Origin of the sequence: Arachnia rubra (genome assembly GCF_019973735.1) — a bacterium.
Taxonomy (GTDB): Bacteria; Actinomycetota; Actinomycetes; order Propionibacteriales; family Propionibacteriaceae; genus Arachnia; species Arachnia rubra.
Map to the genome: position 1 here is coordinate 2,413,892 of NZ_AP024463.1, position 19,242 is coordinate 2,433,133.

The 19,242-nt window shown below is 64.6% G+C and carries 22 protein-coding genes; 9 read left to right on the plus strand and 13 right to left on the minus strand.

From position 1 onward, the window contains the following. Positions 1–38: 38 nt before the first annotated feature. The gene (locus tag SK1NUM_RS11015; RefSeq protein WP_223927528.1) at positions 39–878 is read right to left on the minus strand and encodes an ABC transporter ATP-binding protein; all 840 of its coding nucleotides are present in this window, start codon (positions 876–878) and stop codon (positions 39–41) included. Next, positions 875–1,972, minus strand: a complete 1,098-nt coding sequence (locus SK1NUM_RS11020) for an ABC transporter substrate-binding protein (protein ID WP_212321953.1) — start codon at positions 1,970–1,972, stop codon at positions 875–877. Before SK1NUM_RS11020 ends, SK1NUM_RS11015 begins: the two co-directional genes overlap by 4 nt. Positions 1,973–1,995: 23 nt before the next feature. On the opposite strand from SK1NUM_RS11020, the gene SK1NUM_RS11025 reads away from it, so the two are divergent. From SK1NUM_RS11025 to SK1NUM_RS11035, 3 genes are all read left to right on the plus strand, one after another. After that, positions 1,996–3,045: a FecCD family ABC transporter permease gene (locus tag SK1NUM_RS11025; protein WP_212321955.1), complete on the plus strand. Its 1,050-nt coding sequence runs from the start codon at positions 1,996–1,998 to the stop codon at positions 3,043–3,045. After that, positions 3,042–4,106, plus strand: coding sequence for a FecCD family ABC transporter permease (locus SK1NUM_RS11030; RefSeq protein WP_212321957.1), 1,065 nt, complete (start codon positions 3,042–3,044; stop codon positions 4,104–4,106). The genes SK1NUM_RS11025 and SK1NUM_RS11030 overlap by 4 nt, the downstream gene beginning before the upstream one ends. Before the next feature lie 171 nt (positions 4,107–4,277). Further along, positions 4,278–5,633, plus strand: coding sequence for a D-serine ammonia-lyase (locus SK1NUM_RS11035; RefSeq protein WP_212321959.1), 1,356 nt, complete (start codon positions 4,278–4,280; stop codon positions 5,631–5,633). Between the two features lie 88 nt (positions 5,634–5,721). Here SK1NUM_RS11035 and SK1NUM_RS11040 read toward each other — a convergent pair whose 3' ends face one another. Then, positions 5,722–5,940 carry a CsbD family protein gene (locus tag SK1NUM_RS11040; protein WP_212321961.1) on the minus strand — a complete coding sequence of 73 codons (219 nt, stop codon included), beginning with the start codon at positions 5,938–5,940 and terminating at the stop codon, positions 5,722–5,724. Positions 5,941–6,360: 420 nt separating this feature from the next. Between SK1NUM_RS11040 and SK1NUM_RS11045 the strand changes: the two genes are divergently transcribed. Both SK1NUM_RS11045 and SK1NUM_RS11050 read left to right on the plus strand, forming a co-directional pair. Beyond that, positions 6,361–8,121, plus strand: coding sequence for a glycoside hydrolase family 3 N-terminal domain-containing protein (locus tag SK1NUM_RS11045; protein WP_212321963.1), 1,761 nt, complete (start codon positions 6,361–6,363; stop codon positions 8,119–8,121). 84 nt (positions 8,122–8,205) lie between these two features. Further along, positions 8,206–8,553 (plus strand): L-rhamnose mutarotase, encoded by a 348-nt coding sequence (locus SK1NUM_RS11050; protein WP_212321965.1) that lies wholly within the window; start codon positions 8,206–8,208, stop codon positions 8,551–8,553. On the opposite strand, the gene SK1NUM_RS11055 is transcribed toward SK1NUM_RS11050, so the two are convergent. From SK1NUM_RS11055 to SK1NUM_RS11085, 7 genes are all read right to left on the minus strand, one after another. After that, positions 8,536–9,444 (minus strand): ABC transporter substrate-binding protein, encoded by a 909-nt coding sequence (locus SK1NUM_RS11055; protein ID WP_212321967.1) that lies wholly within the window; start codon positions 9,442–9,444, stop codon positions 8,536–8,538. The genes SK1NUM_RS11050 and SK1NUM_RS11055 overlap by 18 nt on opposite strands. Continuing rightward, positions 9,441–10,133, minus strand: coding sequence for an ABC transporter permease (locus SK1NUM_RS11060; RefSeq protein ID WP_212321969.1), 693 nt, complete (start codon positions 10,131–10,133; stop codon positions 9,441–9,443). The genes SK1NUM_RS11055 and SK1NUM_RS11060 overlap by 4 nt, the downstream gene beginning before the upstream one ends. Further along, the gene (locus SK1NUM_RS11065; protein ID WP_212321971.1) at positions 10,130–10,780 is read right to left on the minus strand and encodes an ABC transporter permease; all 651 of its coding nucleotides are present in this window, start codon (positions 10,778–10,780) and stop codon (positions 10,130–10,132) included. Before SK1NUM_RS11065 ends, SK1NUM_RS11060 begins: the two co-directional genes overlap by 4 nt. Then, positions 10,777–11,619 (minus strand): ABC transporter ATP-binding protein, encoded by an 843-nt coding sequence (locus SK1NUM_RS11070; protein WP_212321973.1) that lies wholly within the window; start codon positions 11,617–11,619, stop codon positions 10,777–10,779. The genes SK1NUM_RS11065 and SK1NUM_RS11070 overlap by 4 nt, the downstream gene beginning before the upstream one ends. A 3-nt stretch (positions 11,620–11,622) precedes the next feature. Further along, positions 11,623–12,171, minus strand: coding sequence for a MarR family winged helix-turn-helix transcriptional regulator (locus tag SK1NUM_RS11075; protein WP_212321980.1), 549 nt, complete (start codon positions 12,169–12,171; stop codon positions 11,623–11,625). 142 nt (positions 12,172–12,313) lie between these two features. After that, on the minus strand, positions 12,314–12,679 hold the full coding sequence (trxA, locus tag SK1NUM_RS11080; protein ID WP_212321981.1) for a thioredoxin: 366 nt from the start codon (positions 12,677–12,679) through the stop codon (positions 12,314–12,316). 75 nt (positions 12,680–12,754) lie between these two features. After that, positions 12,755–13,444: a metal-dependent transcriptional regulator gene (locus tag SK1NUM_RS11085; protein WP_212321983.1), complete on the minus strand. Its 690-nt coding sequence runs from the start codon at positions 13,442–13,444 to the stop codon at positions 12,755–12,757. Positions 13,445–13,553: 109 nt separating this feature from the next. On the opposite strand from SK1NUM_RS11085, the gene SK1NUM_RS11090 reads away from it, so the two are divergent. Continuing rightward, positions 13,554–14,174 (plus strand): GNAT family N-acetyltransferase, encoded by a 621-nt coding sequence (locus tag SK1NUM_RS11090; protein ID WP_212321985.1) that lies wholly within the window; start codon positions 13,554–13,556, stop codon positions 14,172–14,174. Here the strand turns inward: SK1NUM_RS11090 and nagA are convergent. Further along, positions 14,171–15,289 carry an N-acetylglucosamine-6-phosphate deacetylase gene (gene nagA, locus SK1NUM_RS11095; RefSeq protein WP_223927530.1) on the minus strand — a complete coding sequence of 373 codons (1,119 nt, stop codon included), beginning with the start codon at positions 15,287–15,289 and terminating at the stop codon, positions 14,171–14,173. The genes SK1NUM_RS11090 and nagA overlap by 4 nt on opposite strands. 79 nt (positions 15,290–15,368) lie before the next feature. Between nagA and serC the strand changes: the two genes are divergently transcribed. Next, positions 15,369–16,463 carry a phosphoserine transaminase gene (serC, locus tag SK1NUM_RS11100; RefSeq protein WP_212321986.1) on the plus strand — a complete coding sequence of 365 codons (1,095 nt, stop codon included), beginning with the start codon at positions 15,369–15,371 and terminating at the stop codon, positions 16,461–16,463. Here the strand turns inward: serC and SK1NUM_RS11105 are convergent. Then, complete coding sequence (locus tag SK1NUM_RS11105) at positions 16,460–17,335, minus strand: hypothetical protein (protein ID WP_223927532.1); 876 nt, start codon at positions 17,333–17,335, stop codon at positions 16,460–16,462. The two genes, serC and SK1NUM_RS11105, sit on opposite strands and share 4 nt — an antisense overlap. 153 nt (positions 17,336–17,488) lie before the next feature. Here SK1NUM_RS11105 and SK1NUM_RS11110 point away from each other — a divergent pair, with 153 nt between their 5' ends. Beyond that, positions 17,489–18,079 carry a hypothetical protein gene (locus SK1NUM_RS11110; RefSeq protein ID WP_212321988.1) on the plus strand — a complete coding sequence of 197 codons (591 nt, stop codon included), beginning with the start codon at positions 17,489–17,491 and terminating at the stop codon, positions 18,077–18,079. A 51-nt stretch (positions 18,080–18,130) separates the two neighbouring features. Next, a complete protein-coding gene (locus SK1NUM_RS11115) occupies positions 18,131–18,397 on the plus strand; it encodes a peptidoglycan-binding domain-containing protein (RefSeq protein ID WP_212321989.1) in 267 nt (88 codons plus the stop codon). 467 nt (positions 18,398–18,864) lie between these two features. On the opposite strand, the gene SK1NUM_RS11120 is transcribed toward SK1NUM_RS11115, so the two are convergent. Beyond that, the gene (locus SK1NUM_RS11120) at positions 18,865–19,167 is read right to left on the minus strand and encodes a hypothetical protein (RefSeq protein ID WP_212321991.1); all 303 of its coding nucleotides are present in this window, start codon (positions 19,165–19,167) and stop codon (positions 18,865–18,867) included. Positions 19,168–19,242 lie beyond the last annotated feature (75 nt).

The following is a 19,242-nucleotide window of genomic DNA, read 5'->3' on the forward strand; positions in this document are numbered from 1 at the left end:
TATCCGGATTGCCGGCCCAGCTGGCCAGGCCTCACCGCTCAGCTTAGGGATTCCAGACCCGTGGCGGTGTATGTCCGCGGCGCGGCGGGAAGCACCAGCGGGGTTCCCGTGACCGGATCTGGGGTCACCGAGACCTCAAGACCGAAAACCTGCTCCACCGTCTCGGCGGTCATCACCTTCTGCGGACTGCCCTGTGTCAGGATCTGGCCATCGCGCATGGCGATGATCCAGCCGGCATAACGGCAGGCCTGGTTCAGGTCGTGCAGCACCGCGACCACCGTCGTGCCAAGCACCTGGTTGAGCTCCCGGCACAGCTCCAGGACCTCGACCTGATGGGCCAGGTCCAGGTAGGTGGTGGGCTCGTCGAGGAGCAGCACGCGGGTCTGCTGGGCCAAGGCCATGGCGATCCACACCCGCTGCCGCTGGCCGCCGGATAGCTCGGACACGCGACGTTGGGCCAGCGCACTGACGTTGGTGCGTTCCATGGCGACGCTGACCTGCTCGTCGTCCTCGTCCGACCACTGGTGCAACACGCTCTGATATGGGTACCGGCCCCGGCTGACGAGTTCATGGACCGTGATGCCCTCGGGCGCGATCGACGACTGCGCCAGGAAACCGACCTCCCGGGCGAAGGCCTTGGGACGCATCCCCGCGATCTCCCGGCTGTCCAGCAGCACGCTCCCAGAGCGTGGTGGCAGCACCTTGCTCAGCGACCTGAGCAAGGTCGACTTGCCGCAGGCGTTGGGGCCGACGATGACACTGAAGGATCCCGTCTCGATGGCGACGTCAAGCCCTGCCACGACATCGCTGCCACCGGCATAACCGAGATGAAGGCCCCGGCCCTCCAGCACGAAGGGCCGGGTTTCGCTGCCGCTCAAGCCGAGACGGCCTTGACGATCTGCTCCCGGACGACACGCGCCGCGGTCGGCCCGGCGTTCAGGAAGAACGGATCGTCGTCGACCTTGACCGCATGCCCGGCGCCCACTGCCTTGAGCGATTCCCACAGCGCCTGTCCGGTGAGCTCCTCATCCTTGCCTCCCTGCACCGCGTAGAACAGCCAGTCTCCGTCGGCCTGGTCGAGGGTTTCAGAGGAGAGCTCATGTGAGACGCCATCGTTGAACTGCTGGGTGTCGGGACGCTTCAGCCCCATGTCGGCGACGACCGATCCCGCGAAGGACAACGGCCCGAAGACACGGAGCTTCTCCCCGTTCTTGCGCAGCAGCGACACCGTCCCGGCGGAGGTGAGCCCGGCGCCGGCCTGGGCGGCGTCCGAGGTGAGCCCGTCAAGCAGGGTCTGTGCTGCCTGCCGCTTGCCGAGGGCATCAGCGAGCAGGAGGAAGTCGATCTTCCAGAACTGGCCGGTGCCGCGCGTCACCACTGTCGGGGCGATCGCCGACAGATTCTTATAGAGGGTCTCGGCGTCGTCCTTGCCCGCGACGTTCGTGAGGATCAGATCAGGGTGAAGAGCGCCGATCGCCTCGATGTCCGGCTCGGTGCGGGAACCGACCGTCTTGATGGCCTCGATCGCCGAGGCCTGATCGGGGTAGGCGTCTTTCAGGTACTGGGGAACGGGGCCCTCCGCGCCGGACGCGGTGGTAGAGCCGGCCGGGCACATGCCGAGGGCCAGCATGGCGTCGGCCTGCCCCGTGGAGATGATGACCACCTTGGTGGGGGCCGCATCGATGGTCGTCTCCCCCTGGTAGTGGGTGACGGTGCGCGGGAAGACACCGTCAGCCTGCCCGGAGCCGAGCGTCTGGTCGAGTTCGGTGGGAACGATGGTGCTCTTCGGCAGGCTCGGGGAAGAGCCTGCAGAAGCTGCCGGGCTGGACGCAGCAGTCGGCGAGGAGCCCTGCGAGCTGGAGTTGGAGGAACAGGCTGCAAGCACTGCCATGGCAGAGACCGCACCACCCGCCAGAAGAGCGCGGCGGGAGACGCCAGAAATATGGGGACGCTTGGCTCGAGAAGCACTCATGGGGTAAGGCTAACCTTAAGTTCGTGACAAAGACCAGCATCAGGGAACGTCCGGTCCGGCGCTCTCGCAGGCAGTCTGGCTCCCTTCGTGTCCTGGCCTTCCTGCTGGCGGTCCTGGTCCTGGCCGTGCTGATCACCGAGAGCCTAGCCCTGGGATCGCGGGAACTGGCCCCAGCCGAGGTCTGGCAGGGTCTCCTGGCCCACGACAACTCGGTGGCCAGCAAGGTCATCTGGGGGCTGCGCATCCACCGCACCATCCTCGCAATCGTGGTGGGGGCTTCCCTGGCGGTGGCCGGGGTCGTCATGCAGGCCCTCACCCGCAACCCCCTGGCGGAGCCGGGGATCCTGGGCGTCAATGCGGGCGCATCCCTGGCGGTGGTGACGGCCATCGGCGGGTTCGGCTTCACCGCAGTGAACCAGTATCTGCCGTTCGCCTTCGCAGGCGCGGCCACGGCGGCGCTGGTCGTCCACCTGATGGCACGCCGCTCAGCTGATGCGGGAGCGGCGCGGCTGGTGCTCGCTGGCGTGGCGCTGGGCGCCAGTCTCTCGTCGATCACCGGCACCATCACCATGTACAACAGCAAGATCTTCGACTCCTATCGCTTCTGGGTGGTGGGCTCTCTGGAGAACCGGGACCTGGAGGTCCTGCTCTGGGTGGCCCCTTTCCTGGTGGTCGGCTTGATCCTGGCGCTGGCATCGGCACACAGCCTCAACGCTCTGACCCTCGGCGATGAGCAGGCGACGGCGCTCGGGGTGAATCTCACCGTGGTGCGGGGCGGCGCCTTCGCCGCGATCACCCTGCTGTGTGGGGCGGCCACGGCAGCGGTTGGCCCGATCACGTTCATCGGCCTGGTGGTTCCGCATGTGGTCCGCATGCTGATCGGAGCCGACCAGCGGCGCCTGCTGGTGTGGTCGGTCGTGGCGGGAGCCGGGCTCCTGCTGCTGGCGGACGTGGTGGGCAGGCTCCTGATCCGTCCCACCGAACTGGAGGCGGGAATCGTCACGGCCTTCATCGGAGCGCCCGTGCTGCTGGTGCTGGCCATCACCCACAGGACGGGCAGGGGGATCGCATGAGCTCAGGACCAGCTGCGACTCTCGGTACGCCTGCCGGTTACCGCCGGATCGGTGGCCGCGTCAACCTTCTCGTGCACTGGCGTTCCCTGGCGGTATCCGGGGTCGCGTTCGTGATCATCCTGGTAGGGGCTGTGGCGTCCTTGACCACCGGCACCTACCCGGTGTCCCTCGACATGCTCCTGGCGATATTCCGCGGCGAGGGTGAGGAGCTGGCCGCGTTCATGGTGCTCGAGCAGCGGTTACCACGGGCGACGGGAGCGATCGTCATCGGTGGCATGCTCGGTATGTCGGGCGCCATCTTCCAAAGCGTTTCCCGCAACCCCCTGGGCAGCCCCGACATTGTCGGTTTCACACGTGGCGCAACGACGGGTGGCCTGCTGGCGATCCTGGTCCTGGCCTCCTCCAGCACATTCGTCACCGGCGCAGGCGCGATCATCGGCGGCGCAGCCACCGCGGCGGTCGTTGTCCTGTTGACGCTGCGGCGCGGCGTCGGCGGGGACACCCTCGTGCTGACGGGTATCGCGCTGGGCCAGATGCTGGCCTCGCTCAACGACTATCTGCTCGCCGCGACCGACATCGAATCGGCGGAGGCAGCCAAGACCTGGCAGCACGGCAGTCTCAATGGCATCACCTGGGGAAGCGTCACCCCGCTGCTGATCACGGCGGTCCTGCTGCTGCCAGTCGGCCTGTGGCTGGCCGGCCCCGGGAGGATCCTCGAGATGGGCGACGACGCCGCAGCCGGGCTCGGCTTGCGGGTCCGCCGGACCCGGTCCGTGATGATCGGCTACGGGGTGGTGCTGGCCGCCGTCTGCGTGGCCGCGGCCGGGCCGATCGGTTTCCTGGCCCTGGCTGCTCCCCAACTGGCAGGAAGAGTGTCGAATTCCGCCGGGATCAGCCTGCTGCCGTCGTTCATGGTGGGAGCGGCCCTGCTGCTCCTGGCCGATTTCACCGCGGGCCGGCTGCTGAGCCCCTTCCAGATCCCGGTCGGCCTGATCAGCTCAGCTCTCGGCGGTCTATACCTGATGTGGCTGCTCGGGATGGGCGGCCGGCGTCGCGCATGAGGTAACTCACGCTGACTGCGACCGTCCCTCTGATGCGGCCACTCCCATAGATCAGCTGGGCTGGGGACCGTGAGACCTGCGATCGCCCGCTGGGGTCACTGGCAGCCGGGCCAGTGCACCGGTGGGCCTCTAAGCTGGAGATCCGGACGTGAAGCAACCACGAGGAGCGTCATGACGGTCATCGCCGGCAGGGAACTGCCCGACTGGGAGAGAGAGTTTCCACTGCTCCGGGAACTGGTCGAAGGCCGGGAGACAGCATGGTTCAATCCCGGGATCGCATCAGGTGACGAGGCGCTGGCGGGTGTTGGTCTCACCGTCGCCGACATCGACGATGCCGCTGCCCGGCTCAGGCGTTTCGCCCCTTACATAGCGCAGGTCTTCCCTGGAACCAGGCATGCCGGCGGAATCATCGAATCACCGCTGTACACGATCCCCGACATGCAGGATGCCCTCAAGGAGCATACGGGAATCCCCATCCCGGGGAGGCTCTGGATGAAGATGGACTCCGAGCTACCAGTCTCGGGCTCCATCAAGGCCCGTGGCGGCATCTATGAGGTCCTGTGCCAGGCTGAGCGGATCGCCCTGGCCGAGGGGCTGCTACAGCAGGGCGACGACTACCGGAAGCTCGACTCCCTCAAGGCCCGGGCCATGTTCTCGGGGTATTCGATAGCCGTTGGCTCCACCGGGAACCTGGGACTGTCGATCGGGATCATGGGCGCCCGGCTCGGCTTCAAGGTCACCGTCCACATGTCAGCCGACGCCCGGCCGTGGAAGAAGGAGATGCTCCGTGGTCACGGCGTCGAGGTGACCGAGCATGAGTCCGACTATTCGGCGGCCGTTGCCGCAGGCCGCGACCAGGCCACCTCTGACCCGTCAGCACACTTCGTCGACGACGAGAACTCGACGACTCTGTTCCTCGGGTACGCAGTGGCTGGGCGCCGCCTAGCCGGGCAGCTCCAGGCCCTTGAGGTGCGGGTCGACGAGGAGCATCCCCTCTTCGTCTATCTTCCCTGTGGTGTGGGCGGCGGACCCGGCGGGGTCACATTCGGCCTCAAGACCATATTCGGCGATGCCGTCCACCCGGTTTTCGCTGAGCCGGTCCACTCCCCCTGCATGCTTCTCGGCGTCCACACCGGCCTGCACGAGACGGTATCAGTGCAGGATTTCGGAATCGACAATGTCACGGCCGCCGATGGACTGGCCGTCGGACGGCCATCGGGTTTCGTGGGGAGGGCGCTGGAAGCCGCCATCGACGGCTACTACACGGTCAGCGATGCCAGTCTCTACCGTCACCTCGCGCTACTTGCCACGACAGAGGACCTGCGGGTCGAACCCTCAGCCGCCGCGGGCCTGCCGGGACCGCAACGGGTCCTGGCCGATACCGCCTATCTGAAACGGGCCGGGCTCACTCCGCCGGCACTCGCGAAAGCCACCCACCTCGTCTGGGCGACAGGCGGGTCGATGGTGCCTGAGGAGGAGATGAGCAGATATCTCCAGACAGGATCTGGGCTGCTCTCAGAAAGCTGAACCACCTCGGGCCAGGCCGGCACTGACCCGAGGAATGAAAAAAGGCCGCCGGGACGATCTCGCGTCCCGGCGGCCTTTCATATCAGGCTCACTTGCCAGTGAACTTGTCCTTAACTTCCTCGACCTTGTCGGCGACACCGCTCGCGACGTCGCCCAGCTTCTCCTTGGCGCTGTCAACGACCTGGCCCAGGCCGCCCTTCACGCGGTCTTCCTGGCCTTCGGCACGGAGGTCCTGGTTACCGAGCGCCTCGCCAGCGCCCTCCTTGACCTTGCCAACGGTTTCCTGAAACTTGTCACCGAGTCCCATTGCATCCTCCTGAATTAGTCGTGTTTGCACTGGTTCTGTTGCCACGCTACAAGGCAATTCGCGATCACCAAAGCTGTTCCGCCGAGTGTCGGCCCATGTCTGAGGGTCACCGCCCAGGCAGGCGCCCTGGCCACAGAGACCCATCAGTGGGGGCCAGCCGGCAAGCGGAGCGATGCGCGAAACCGGCTGCTAGCAGGGCCTACCTGAGGACACAGGCCAAGGGCGTCCGCTCCTGGAATCCCGGACTGCCCACGTAATTCTGAGAATTTTCCTGAGAGAAATTATTGAAAACTCAGTGATTTTTCTTTCAATCACCAGGTTTTTCTGGAAGAGTCAGCTCCCGGAGGGAGCCTCGGCTTCGAGGCAAAAGACAACATGTACCCGGGGCCACGTGTGGCCTGTACCGCTTAGGAGTGGTCGATGTCCAGAATTTCCCGACGAACCATGCTTGGCACCAGCGCAGCCGCCCTGGCCGCAGCAGCCATCAGCGGCGTCTCCAGTCCCACCGCCCGCGCAGAGGAGTCGCTTGACCTCCAATGGGCCAGGGCAACGCTGGCGAAGATGGATCTCAACGAGAAGGTGAATCAGCTCTTCATCCATCAGGTCTTCGGCACCGATCCACATGGCACGGACCCGCGGAATCAGGAGCTCTACGGGGTCGGCAGCCCCGTGGAAATGATCCAGAAGTTCCAGCCCGGCGGCATCATCCTCACCCCCGAGACCGGCACCTTCGATGGCTCCAAGGATCACATCATGGGCTGGAACAGAACCCTGGACGAGACCGTCAAGAGCATCGGCACGGGTGTCCCACTGCACCTCATCACCAGGCAGGAACCCTACCAACTGGCCCGCCAGGGCATCCCCATCACAGACTTCCCGAGCTTCATGGCATTCGGCGCCATCGCCGGAAACGTAGGAAACAGCTGGGGTTTGCTTCAAGAGATCGGGAATGAACTCCAGGGAGCTGGATTCACTGCCTGGCCGGCGATCCCAGCCGACATAGAGTCTAATCCCGCAAATCCTGTCAATGGCCTCGGGTCGTTTGGCGCGGAACTACAGAAAGTCAGTGACAGGGTATGGACCTTCAGCCGCACAAGCACGATAACCGGGCCACTGGGCGGCGTCCATTCATTCCCCGGGAAAGGTGCAACGACGATTGGGGACAATGGATTGCCGGTGCTGAACCGCTCACGTGAAGAGTGGGATGCCCTTGAGGCCGTGCCCTTCAAACGAGTGGCGGTCGGCATCTACACGGAGCTGATGATCGTGGGACACATCGTTGCCCCGGGCCTGGATCCCTCCGGCATGCCTGCCTCGCTGAGTGAGCCCATTGTCACGGGAATCCTCCGCAAAGAGTACGAGTATGGCGGCACCGTGATCACAGAGGCCTTGAACACCCCCGAGATCCGGAGTCTGTATGACGATGGCGAGCTAGCGGTCCGCGCCCTGGAGGCGGGGGTCGACCAGCTGCTGATGTCGGCGGCCCCTGAGCAGGCGCGTGCCGCTGTCCTGGAGGCAGTCAACTCGGGCAGGATTTCCCTAGAGGCCCTGGACAAGAAGATCATCCGGATCCTCTACCGGAAGCGCGGATTCCGCAGCTACGACGACGATCTCATGCGTGATCGACGCGACAAAATCGGGCACCCCAACAACCCGGAGTCTGCCAGGCGTTGGGCCGCACGGGCCATCACCGCGGTAAGCAATGATGGCCTCCTCCCAGTAGCGGCTGGTTCCCAGCTGCTACTGGTGGGCCCCTTCACCGAATTCCCCAACAAGCTGCAGGACGCACTCCAGGCCAATGGGGTGAAAACCACCATCAGGATATTCGATGAGCGGTCAGGCCCAGATTCGATTGATTCTTTCAAACGTGCAGCCGATGAGTTGAAGGCGGATGCCGTGGTGGTACTGACGAAGAACGCCTACACCACCCCAGAGCAGGTGAACCTGGTCAATGAACTGAGCGCTGCCGGCCTCAAGGTGATCGCGGTCGCGATCGGTCTCCCCTACGACGTCGGCCAGTACACCGCCACCGCGAAGCTCTGCACCTACTCCGACCAGCTGGTGATGACCGCTCCCCTGGCAGACATCATCACCGGAAAGGCCAAGCCGGAGGGCAAGCTGCCGGTGTCCGTTCCTACCGCGGACGGCAGCATCGCGATCGGCACGGGGCTGACCTGGTAGTCACCGGAAGCTGAGCACGCACGCGGGGTTGGGGTCATGACATCATGATGACCCCAACCCCGCCGAATTCTATGAGGAGAAGACGTGCGACGTTACTGCTTCACCCTTCAGGTCCGCCCCGACAAGGTCGCCGCATACGCGAAGCATCACGAGGCTGTGTGGCCACAAATGCTGGCGGCGCTCCGGGATGCCGGATGGCACAACTACTCCATCTTCCTACGTCCGGACGGGCTGCTGATCGGGTACGTGGAGAGCGATGACCTGGCCGCCGCACAGTCTGCCATGTCAGAGACGGAGGTGAACGCACGATGGCAGGCCACGACGAAACCCTTCTTCGAGGGGCTTGACGGCAACCCGGACGAGGGCCTGAAACTGGTCCCGATGGTCTTCAACCTGGAGGACCAGCTCAGAGCCTCAGGCCAGTCCCTTTGACTTCAGCCAGTCGGCGGCGATCGCCGAGGCCGCTTCCTTGTTGTCCACGGAGCGTTTGTTCATGCTGATCAGATCCTCGGCGGTGAGTGCCTTGGACACCTGGTTCAGTGTCTCCGCGGCTTTCTCGTCAACGCGTTCCGAGACGATCGGCACCACGTTGGAGGACAGGAACAGGTTCTTCGGGTCTTCGAGGACCACCAGGTCGCCGTCGGCCAGCACCGGGGCTGCGGTGTAGATGTCAGCCACCTGCACCTCACCATCGCGTAGGGCCTTGACGGTCAGCGGGCCGCCTGAGTCCTCCGCCGGTTTGATCGTCATATTCACCCCGTAGGTCTCCTGCAGTCCCTTCGGACCGTAAGGGCGGGTCTCTAGCTCTGAGTTGCCCGCGACCTTCAGGTCAGGTATCCCGGCCAGGTCGCCGATCTGCTTGAGTGAGTGTTCCTCGGCGAATGCTTTGGTCACCACGTAGGAGTCCTGGTCGGTTGCGGCAGCCTGATCGAGGGCCTTGAGCCCCTTTGGCAAGGCACTTGAGAGCTCTGTGCTGACCTGCTCCGGCGTACGGGCGGTGGTGTCGGACTTGTAGTACTGCAGCAGGTTTCCGCTGTACTCGGGGAACACGTCGATCTTTCCGGCCTGGAGGTCAGGCATGTAGACCTCCCGCTGCCCGATGTTCAGCTGCCGGTCCACTTTGTGGCCCGCCTTCTCCAGGGACTGGGCATAGATCTCGGCGAGGATCTCGTTCGAGTAGTATTCCTGCGAGCCGACCACCAGGATGTCCGAGGATCCTCCGGAGTTGTCACTCTTGCCCTCCAGGTTCGAGGCGCTGCCACAGCCCACCAGGGCCAGGGCAGCGACGACACCGAGCGCGGCCAGCTTGGTCATGGACTTCATCGGGACTCCTTAACGGAAGCGATTTTGGTACTTGGGTCGAGTGTGCGGGTGAATGAGCGCTTGGCCAGGACCAGCAGCAGGTCCAGGACCAGCGCGAGAACGACGACCAGCAGCGCCCCGCCGATCATCTGTGCATAGTCGCGAGTCTTGAGCCCTGCGAACAGAAATCGTCCCAGCCCCACATCCGCGGTGTAGGCCGCAAGAGTCGCGGTGGCGACCACCTGAAGGGTGGTGGAGCGCAGCCCCTCGAGCAGCAGCGGGACCGCCGCAGGAAGCTCCACCTGGGTGAGCACCTGCCATGGCGACAACCCGATCGCGCGGGCAGCATCCACGGTGGCGGCCTCAGCCGATGTGACGCCCGCATATGCTCCAGCCAACATCGGAGGAATCGCCAGCACGAGCAGGGCGAGGAAGGGAGCCACCAGGCCGAGCCCAGACCACAGGCCGACCAGGGTCAGGAGTCCGAGGGTGGGCAGGGCACGAGCAGAGGCAGTGACCATCGGCACCACCGCCACCCCGCGGCGGGTATGTCCGATGGCCACGCCGGCAGGCAGCGCCACCACGGAGGCCACCGCCACCACGGCGAGGGTGAACCCAAGGTGCTGCAGCAGCCGCCACCAGATTCCGCTCGCACCGGCCCATTTGTCCGGAGTGACAAGCCAGGCGAGAGCGTCCAGGAAGATGTTCATGCCTTCGTCTCCTTGCGTCTGCGAAGCCACGGGGTGAGGAGCCTGCCGGCCAGCACAATGATTAGGTCGAAGACCAGGGCCAGCAGCAGCGTCGCGCCGAGGCCCGTCAGCAAGGATTCGACCAGCTGCCGCTGAAAGCCGTCGGTGAACAGCGTGCCGAGCGACTGAACCCCGACCAGGGCGCCGACTGTGACCAGCGACACCGTCGACGCCGCCACCACGCGCAGGCCAGCGACCAGTACGGGAACGGCGAGCGGCAGCTCCACCTGCCAGAACCGCCGCCACGGGTCGATGCCGAGAGCGTTGGCGGCCTCGATGACGTCACGGGGCAGGGAGCGAAACGCCTCGGCCACCTGGGTGATGAGCACCGCTATCCCGTAGAGGGTCAAGACGATCACCATGTTGAGCGGGGAACGTACCGGGATGCCCAGGATGACGGGGATCACCACCAGCATAGGCAGCGAAGGCACGGCGTAGAGCAAGGCCAGGGCACTCAGCACGACACCACCGATGCTCCGGGACCCGACCGCCAGGCGTCCCAGCGGCACCGACAGCACAGCAGCCGCGACGATGGCGCTCAACGCCAGCAGGGTGTGGGTGGCCAGCAGCTCCCCCACCCTTCCCAGGTTGTTGAGCAACCAGGTCACGATGACTCCCCGGCCGGTCGGTAGGCACCGGTGTCGAGAGACCCCAGGGGACGCCCATCGGCGTCGACCACCAGCAGGGTGCCGTCGCGGTCGATGGCACGCAGCTGGCGGCGGCCCGCGTCCGCCCCGACGAAGTCGGCGACGAACTCGTCGGCGGGACTGGTGAGCAGCTCCTCCGGAGTGCCCACCTGGGCGAGTGTGCCACCGGTGCGCAGCACAGCCACCTGATCGCCGAGGAGGAAGGCCTCATCGACATCGTGGGTGACGAACAGGATGGTGGTGCCCAGGCGTTGCTGCAGTTCACGCAGCTCCCGTTGCAGGTCAGCACGGACCAGCGGGTCGAGAGCCCCGAAGGGCTCGTCCATGAGCAGGACCTTGGGGTCGTTCGCCAATGCTCTGGCGACACCGACGCGCTGGCGCTGCCCACCCGAGAGCTGGGACGGGAAACGCTGGGCCAGGTCCCGGTCGAGACCCACCATGCCCATCAGGTCCAGGGCGCGTTTACGGGCCTGGTCCTTGGGAACTCCGTCGAGGACCGGGACCGTGGCGATGTTGTCGACGACGCGCCGGTGCGGGAACAGCCCCCCGTCCTGCAACACGTACCCGATGGAGCGCCGCAGTGCCACGGCCGGCTGCTCTTCGACGTCGGCCCCAGCCAGCAGCACACGTCCCTCGGTCGGTGTGACCATCTTGTTGACCATGCGCATCAGCGTGGTCTTACCGGAGCCAGACGACCCCAGCAGCACCGTCGTGGAGTGCTCGGCAACGTCCAGGGTAATCCCGCCCACCCCGACGGTCCCGTCCGGGTAGATCTTGTGGACTTCCTCGAACCGGATCATCAATCAGCTCCGTATCTCACTGGTCAAGGTGACGAAACCGCCTCCCGGAAGCGGTTCTTCAAGGCGTGCTCCCTGCATTGCCGGGACGACATCGGTTCGCTGCTCAGCCCCAGAAACCAGCCGGAGCAGGTTCTGGGTGAGCACCGTCAGCTCCCCGGGATCGAACTCCGCCAGCACTGCGCACAGAGTGCTCTCAAAGGTTCCAGCTGCGTTTTCCATCCGCTGCCTTCCCTTGTCGGTGAGACTCAGACGACTGGAACGCCGGTCCCTGGGACAGGGAGTCCTCACCACCAGGCCGTCACCCACCAGCCGGTCGACGAGTCGCGACGCGGCCCCGACCGTCGTATGCTGGCGCTGCGCGATGTCCTGGACGCGCAGACCACCGTCGGCTGCCGACCTGTCGATCTGTCTGAGCACGAGATAACGGGCCAGGGTTGCGGAGTTCGCGGTTCGCCAGAGTTCCTTCTCAAGACGGTTCCAGAGCGCTACTTCGGCATGCAGCAGGGCCTCGAAGAGAGCATGCTCCTGGTGGGATGGCGCTGGTTCCTTCACGCTCAAAACATTACATGTAAATCGATTACATGGAAATAAAACAGGTGTGGTGGCGCCATAACGCCACCACACCGCGTACCTAGCCAGGTCTGCACGAGCCGTCAGGTCCTCGCGACAGATCCAGTACCCCGAAGGGCACCGGTCACTCAGCGGAGTTCTTACCGGCCTCAGCCTTCAGCTTCTCCGGATCGAGCTCCCTGACCTGCTTGATGAGGTCGTCGAGCTGGCTCCCGTTCAGCAACCCGGCCTGGCGGAACACGAGGGTGCCCGCGCGGAAGGCCATGATGGTGGGGATGGACTGGATGTCCAGGGCGAATGCCAGGTCCTGCTGAGCCTCGGTATCCACCTTGCCGAACACAACGCCGTCATGACGCCCAGAGGCATCCTCGAAGATCGGGGCGAAGCGCTGACAGGGACCACACCAGGAGGCCCAGAAGTCAACGAGCACCAAGTCGTTGTCCTTGACGGTGGAGTTGAAGTTTTCCTTGGTCAGCTTCGTGGTAGCCATGTTCCCTCAATTCATAATCGTTCTCTGTCCGGGGAACGATGCCCCCGCCCGGTTTATTCCCGGGGTGCCAACACGTCAGGGAGCGGAGACAAACAACAGCTCCGCGACGGCCTCATCCACGGTAACCGCCTCCTCACCGACGCTGAACCGCAGGTCCAGGCCAACGCGGCGCACCACAAAGTCCATTCCAGGCCTCAGCCCCAGAGCCGCAAGAGCTGAGAGCACCTCTGCGTCAGCCTGCAGGTTCTCGCTCATCCGCTGCAGGGTGACGGTAACCTCCCCTCGGTTCGGCACCACCTGGGACAGCGGTACGACCCCCTCGCGGAAAGGCACCTGGTCATAGTCCATGCCCAGATCCTTCAGCCCTGGGATGGGGTTGCCGTAGGGAGAGCGGGTGGGCGATTCGAGGATCCCGAGCAGCCGGCGTTCCACATCGTCCGAGATGACATGCTCCCAGCGGCAGGCCTCCTCGTGCACCTTCTCCCACTCAAGGCCGATCACGTCCGTGAGCAGGCGTTCTGCCAGGCGGTGCTTGCGCATCACGTCGCGTGCCAGACGGGCCCCCTTGGGGGTGAGCTTGATCGTGCGGTCGGCCTTGACCGCCAGGAGACCGTCACGTTCCATCCGAGCCACCGTCTGCGACACAGTGGGGCCGGACTGGTGCAGGCGCTCGGCTATCCGGGCCCGCAGAGGCGGCACCCCCTCTTCCAGCAACTCGTACACTGTGCGCAGGTACATCTCCGTGGTGTCGATCAGCTCGCTCATTGCAACAACGCCTCCTTGAACGCAATGCTAGTGATGTTATGCGACACCCGTACTCAGATATGGCTGTGGGTCCTGAAAATATGCACCAGAGCTATGCGAGGATGCTCTCATGGCGCACAACCCTGATGGCAGGCCACTCATCGGCAGCCTGGTGAGACTCGACCCGACGCAGGCAAAGGACGAGACCGCACTGGTAGAGGCCCTCGACGATCCGCGTGTCTTCGCTCTGGGGTTCGCGGGGGGAGCCAGCGACCGTGCTGCCGCGATCGGGCGCCTGATTGCCGGGGCCGGGGAGAGCCGGAGCATGTATACGATCCGCCTGGCGAGTGACACCGGATTCGGTGCGGCAGGCGAGGTCGTAGGGACCACTTCGCTGGGTGACCTCGAACCCACGGCGTGCCGGGCCCACGCGGGCTGGACGGCCTATCGCCCGGATCTGTGGGGCAAGGGTTTGAACGCCGAGGTGAAGCTCCTGCTGCTGGGGCATGCCTTCGAAGATTGCGGCTTCGAGCGCGTGAAACTCCAGACCGACAGCATCAACGAGCGTTCCCAGAAGGCCATAGCGCGCCTGGGCGCGGTGCGGGAGGGAGTGTTGCGGCACCATCAGCCGCGTGCCGACGGCTCGTGGCGTGACACGGTGGTCTTCTCGATCCTCTCCACCGAGTGGCCGGCCGTGCGCACCGGCCTGGAGACACGGCTGCAGGCAACCCTCCGCTCGGTGAACGCCTAAGCCACCCGCTCGCCCCGCCGCCAGACCTGCCGCAGTTCACCGGATTCGCCGACAACGCAGATGTCAGCACGTTTGCCGGCCTCCAGGGTGCCGACCTCATCCAGTCCATGCCACCGGGCGGGTGTGGTGGCCGCGATCTGGGCGGCCTCGGGGATGCTGAGCCCGACGTGCTGGATGGCGAACTTGAACGCCTCGGCCATGGTGAGGGTGGATCCGGCGATGGCGCCGGGGGTGCCATCGGCGGTGACGAGCCGGGCGGTGCCATCCTGCACCTCCACCTCGAGCTCACCCAGCAGATAACGCCCGTTCCCCTGCCCCGTGGCGCTCATGGCGTCGGTCACCAGGCAGATGCGGCCGAGCCCGGCGGCGTCGATGGCCATCTTCGCGATCACAGGCCGGTGGTGGATGCCGTCGCAGATCAGCTCGCACATCACGCGTTCGTCGGAGAGCAGCACAGGCACGGGACCGGGCTCGCGATGGTGGATGGAGCGCATCGCGGAGAACAAGTGGGTGGCGATGCACGCTCCCCAGCCGATGGACTTAGCGGTGACGTGCTCGTCGGCGTCCGAGTGGCCGAAGGCCACCTTGACGCCCGCCTGCGTGAACCGCCGGGTGGCTGCCTCCCCTCCTCTGCGCTCGACAGCCAGCGTGACCATGCGCAACGCCGGCCCGCCTGCGGCGATGAGTCGTTCGACCGCTCCGGGATCGGGGTCACGCAGCAGGACGGCGTCGTGAGCACCTTTCCTGGCCTCGGACAGGAAAGGACCCTCCAGGTGGATGCCATCGAGCTCACCCGCCTCGACGAGCCCCCTCAGGACCCGGCACTGGGCTTCCAGCTTTTCCAGGGGCTCGGTCACAGTGGACGCGAACAGGGTGGTGGTTCCCTGTGAGCGGTGGTATTCGGCAGCACGCAAGTTGGCCTCCGGGTCCGGGTCGCCGAAACTGACCCCGACTGCCCCGTGGCAGTGGGTGTCGACGAAACCGGGGACTGCCCACAGGCCATCATCAGGTCCCCCGTCTGTGATGGCGGTGATGCGTCCGCCTGCGATCTCGATGATCGCCTCCTCAACCGTCCCTGACGGTGTCACCGCCCGTCCAACCCGCAGTTTCGCCATGGGCTCATCCAACCACTGAAGCCCTCCCACACGGTGAACCGCGCATTCCCAGTTTTCAACAGCATGGAAGAATGCCGGGATGATCGTCATCCCTGAAGACCTCCTGCCCGCTGACGGCCGTTTCGGCTCAGGCCCGGCCAAAGTGCGCCCAGAGGCCCTCGACTACCTGTCGCTGCGTGGCGATGTGATCGGCACCTCACATCGCCAGGCCCCGGTGAAACAGCTCGTTGCCATGGTCCAGGAGGGACTGCGGGAGCTGTACCAGCTGCCGGACGACTATCAGGTGGTGCTCGGCAATGGCGGCTCAACGGTCTTCTGGGACGTGGCGGTCTGTTCCCTGATCAAGCAGCAATCTGCGCATGCGGTCTTCGGCGAGTTCACCCGGAAGTTCACGCGCGCCGCCGCAGCAGCCCCCTTCCTGAACGATCCCAGCATCACGGAGTGCGAGCCGGGGTCGGTCGTCCTGCCCGTCCCGGAGGCTGCGGATGCCGTGGCCTGGGCCCAGAACGAGACCTCCACAGGCGCCGCTGCCCCGGTGGAACGGATCGGGGACGGCCTGGTGCTGGTCGATGCGACATCGTCGGCGGGTGGCATGGCTGCCGACATCAGGCAGGTGGACGCCTACTATTTCGCCCCACAGAAGAACCTCTCCTCCGACGGTGGTCTGTGGATCGCCTTCTGTTCGCCAGCCGCGTTGGAACGGGCCGGGCAAATCGCCGCCTCGGGCCGCTGGATACCGGAGTCACTGAACCTGAGCGTCGCAGCCACGAATTCGGCCAAGCACCAGACACTGAACACCCCAGCGATCGCAACGCTGCTGCTGTTGGAGGACCAGATCAACTGGCTGCTGGAGCTGGGAGGTATCGGCGCCGCCGAGGCGCGCTGCCGCCAGATGAGCAGTCACGTCTATGCCTGGGCAGAGGCATCACCCCACGCGACGCCATTCGTCGCCAACCCGGAGCACCGGTCCCCAGTGGTCGCGACCATCGACCTGGTCCCGGAAGTGGATGCCGGCCACCTCGTGGCGGAGCTGCGGCACAACGGGATCGTGGACATCGACCCCTACCGGGCACTGCAACGCAACCAGCTGCGGATCGGCACCTACGCCTCCGTGGACCAAGCCGACGTGGAGGCGCTGACCGCCTGCATCGACTATGTCCTGGAAAGGCTCTAGTTTTTGCGGAAGAACACTATTGCGCCGAGCACCAGCGCCAGCACAGCGGCGGCGGCGAGAGCCAGCCGGGTGCCCCCACGCGCTGGCTGGCTGGTCTTTTGCTCAGGGTCCGGGGCGGCGCTTCCCCCCTCCGTGGCGGCTGGGCTGCTGGCTGCGGTGTCCGGCGCTGAGGCCTCCGGTGAGGCCGACGCCCCCTCACCAGACGGCGAGATGGTGATGGTGCCATCCGATACGGGGACGGCCTCTTCGCGCAGCTGCGGGCCTGCACCGACCAGGATCTTGTCGTCAGCGAAGGCCGTCAGCGACTCCCCGTCAGGGGCACCTTCGTAGGTGACGGTGGCGCGGGCCTCCCACGATCTCGCGTCCATGACCTGGACTCCCGTGGCCGTGCGAATGGCCATGGTGACGCCATCGGCGAGGAAAACGGCGTCAGTCACCCCTGCGGGTGCGTCAGCCGCACGGGTCAGTTTGTTCGTCGCCGACCGCGATGGCTCTGTCTCGGCATAGTAGATGCCCGGCTGGTCGCCACCCGTGATGATGTAAATGCGGCCTTTGCCGGAGACCAGCAGGGCTTTGGCATCGTGGGAGCCGTCCGGGTAGCTGAAGTCGTAGGCCTGGTATGGCTGGTTTCCCACTGCGGTGGGGAGCCGGTACACGGTGACCTTCTTGCGGGTCGCGTTTGGGTCACCGATGTCACCTACATAGAGAGCATCCGAGTGCAGGGCCAGGCCCTGTACCGACTCGGTGCTGGCAGTGAAGCTCACGGTGCCCGCTTTCTCCCCCTTCGAGTCCGTGACCAGGATGTTCGTCCCGTCGGATTCGGAGACGGCAAACAGCCGGGACGATTGCCGGTCGAATGCCAGCCCCGTCAAGGCGCCCCCGGAATCAGCGATGGTGACGTCGGCTAAGGCCGGGGTTCCCCCCCCAGGCCAGACACGTGGTCGCCACAGCTGCTGCGGCGATACAGTGAATGGATCTCATGGTGTCGGCCAGCATACTGGTCATCACCGGGTAGGCTGTGGTTCATGCGAGCGATGAGGCTCTTTGGCATCCGTATCGATGATGTCCGGGACATCTTCGGCGCCCCACCCGAGGTGGCGGCGGCGCTGAGCACGGTGTTCGCGGACCATTATCCGACCCCTGCCATGAAGCGCCGCTGGGGGTTGTTCCGCCGCAACCCGGATCTGGAGGTTGACCCGTCACATCCGCTGAAGCAGGACGCGGAGATCCTTCTGACTGGGGGTTTTGTACCCCAGGAGCGCCTTGAGCAGTGCTGGGAGGTGTTCCTGGTGTGGCTGGAACACCTGGCAGGCCCCACAGCACAGATCGACTACCGCCGCCTAGATTCGGTGGAATTCGACCTGGCACGCCGTGGCCTGCCCTCGACGCTGTCAGTGAACCACCTCGGACAGCGCCCGCTCGGCATCCCGTTGATGCCACTGCCCGGCATGAAAGCGGGCTACGGTCACCATGCCCATGCCGTCGCCACACGCGAGGCTTTGGAGGAGATCGATCCGGAGACCCTGGACGAGGCCACGAGGGCCATCGTGGCCCCACTCCTCAGCTTCCTCCGCGAGCTCTCCGAACCTCAGGACGTTGTGGTCGTGGACTCGTGATCCTCGGCGCAGACCTTCTCGGCCACATCTCAGCCGGCCCAAGCCGACGAAATGAGCACCCAGGACATCCAGATGACCCTGGCGTTCTTCGCAATCATGACGTACGAGGACGTCGACGGGGTCTACGGCGAGCAGACCATCCAAGCCGTGAAGAACTTCCAGGTAGCAGCACAAGTACCGACCATCGGCTACGGGTACGCCAACAGGCCCACCGTGGGCGTGGGACTGTCTTTGTGGGAGCTAGAAATACGAGCTGTCTTCCTATGGTTTGATAGCTACAACACTAAAGGCAGATCGACGAATGGGGTTTGGGGCTGACGAACACGTCAGCCCCAAACCCCATTTTTCTCAGAGATAAACACCGAAATCAGCAAAACCGATCCTGACTATTCACTTGATCGCGCCGCGACAAACACATCGCGCGAAATGCCAGTATCGACGAAGGCTACCAGCCCACCAGAGCCTAGTACCTTGTTCCGAGAAAATCCTAGAGAATCTAATATATTCCTAGATCACTCCAGCCATGCAGGAAAGTGCCTCGGCTATCTCAATCCTCCTGATGATGAATTTTGTGGTATTAACTGGCTTGACCAGCCAACACCCAGGGGTGGAACCCCGGTGTCATCGCTCGCTATCGCCAGAATCATTGAAGCTTATTCATGAGGCGGCCAACAAACAGCGAAACTTCTTGTCAGAGCAGGTTGGTTGCGGCTGTGAATAAACCTCATTGCACCAGCGACAATTATTCGCAACACCAAAATCAGCCACCCTAAACCACCTGACTATCACTTCTTCTCGGAGCCGGGATTCTCTTCCTGATATTTTATGGTGCTGCGCTCAGCAGCGAGCATTACTACGGCAAAGAACAATGCTGACACCAACGCGGCATGACTCCAGTAGACTCCTGTATACAGCAGAACAAAGAATAGCACCAGTGCAGCAGAATAGAGTGGAATGGAGATGGCCAGATACTTGCGCTTGGGAATTTTGTACCACAAGGGCCTGGTTTCCCCAGGGCGAGGCGTATAAGAACCCGTCAACCCGAGCCAGCACCCTAACCGAACCACTGTTCCATTATTTTTCTCCATTTAGGTTCCTTCCAAAGTTCTTCTGCGTCTCTCTCGGAGACCCTGGCTTGGGATAGCACCTCTCGCAGCGCCTAT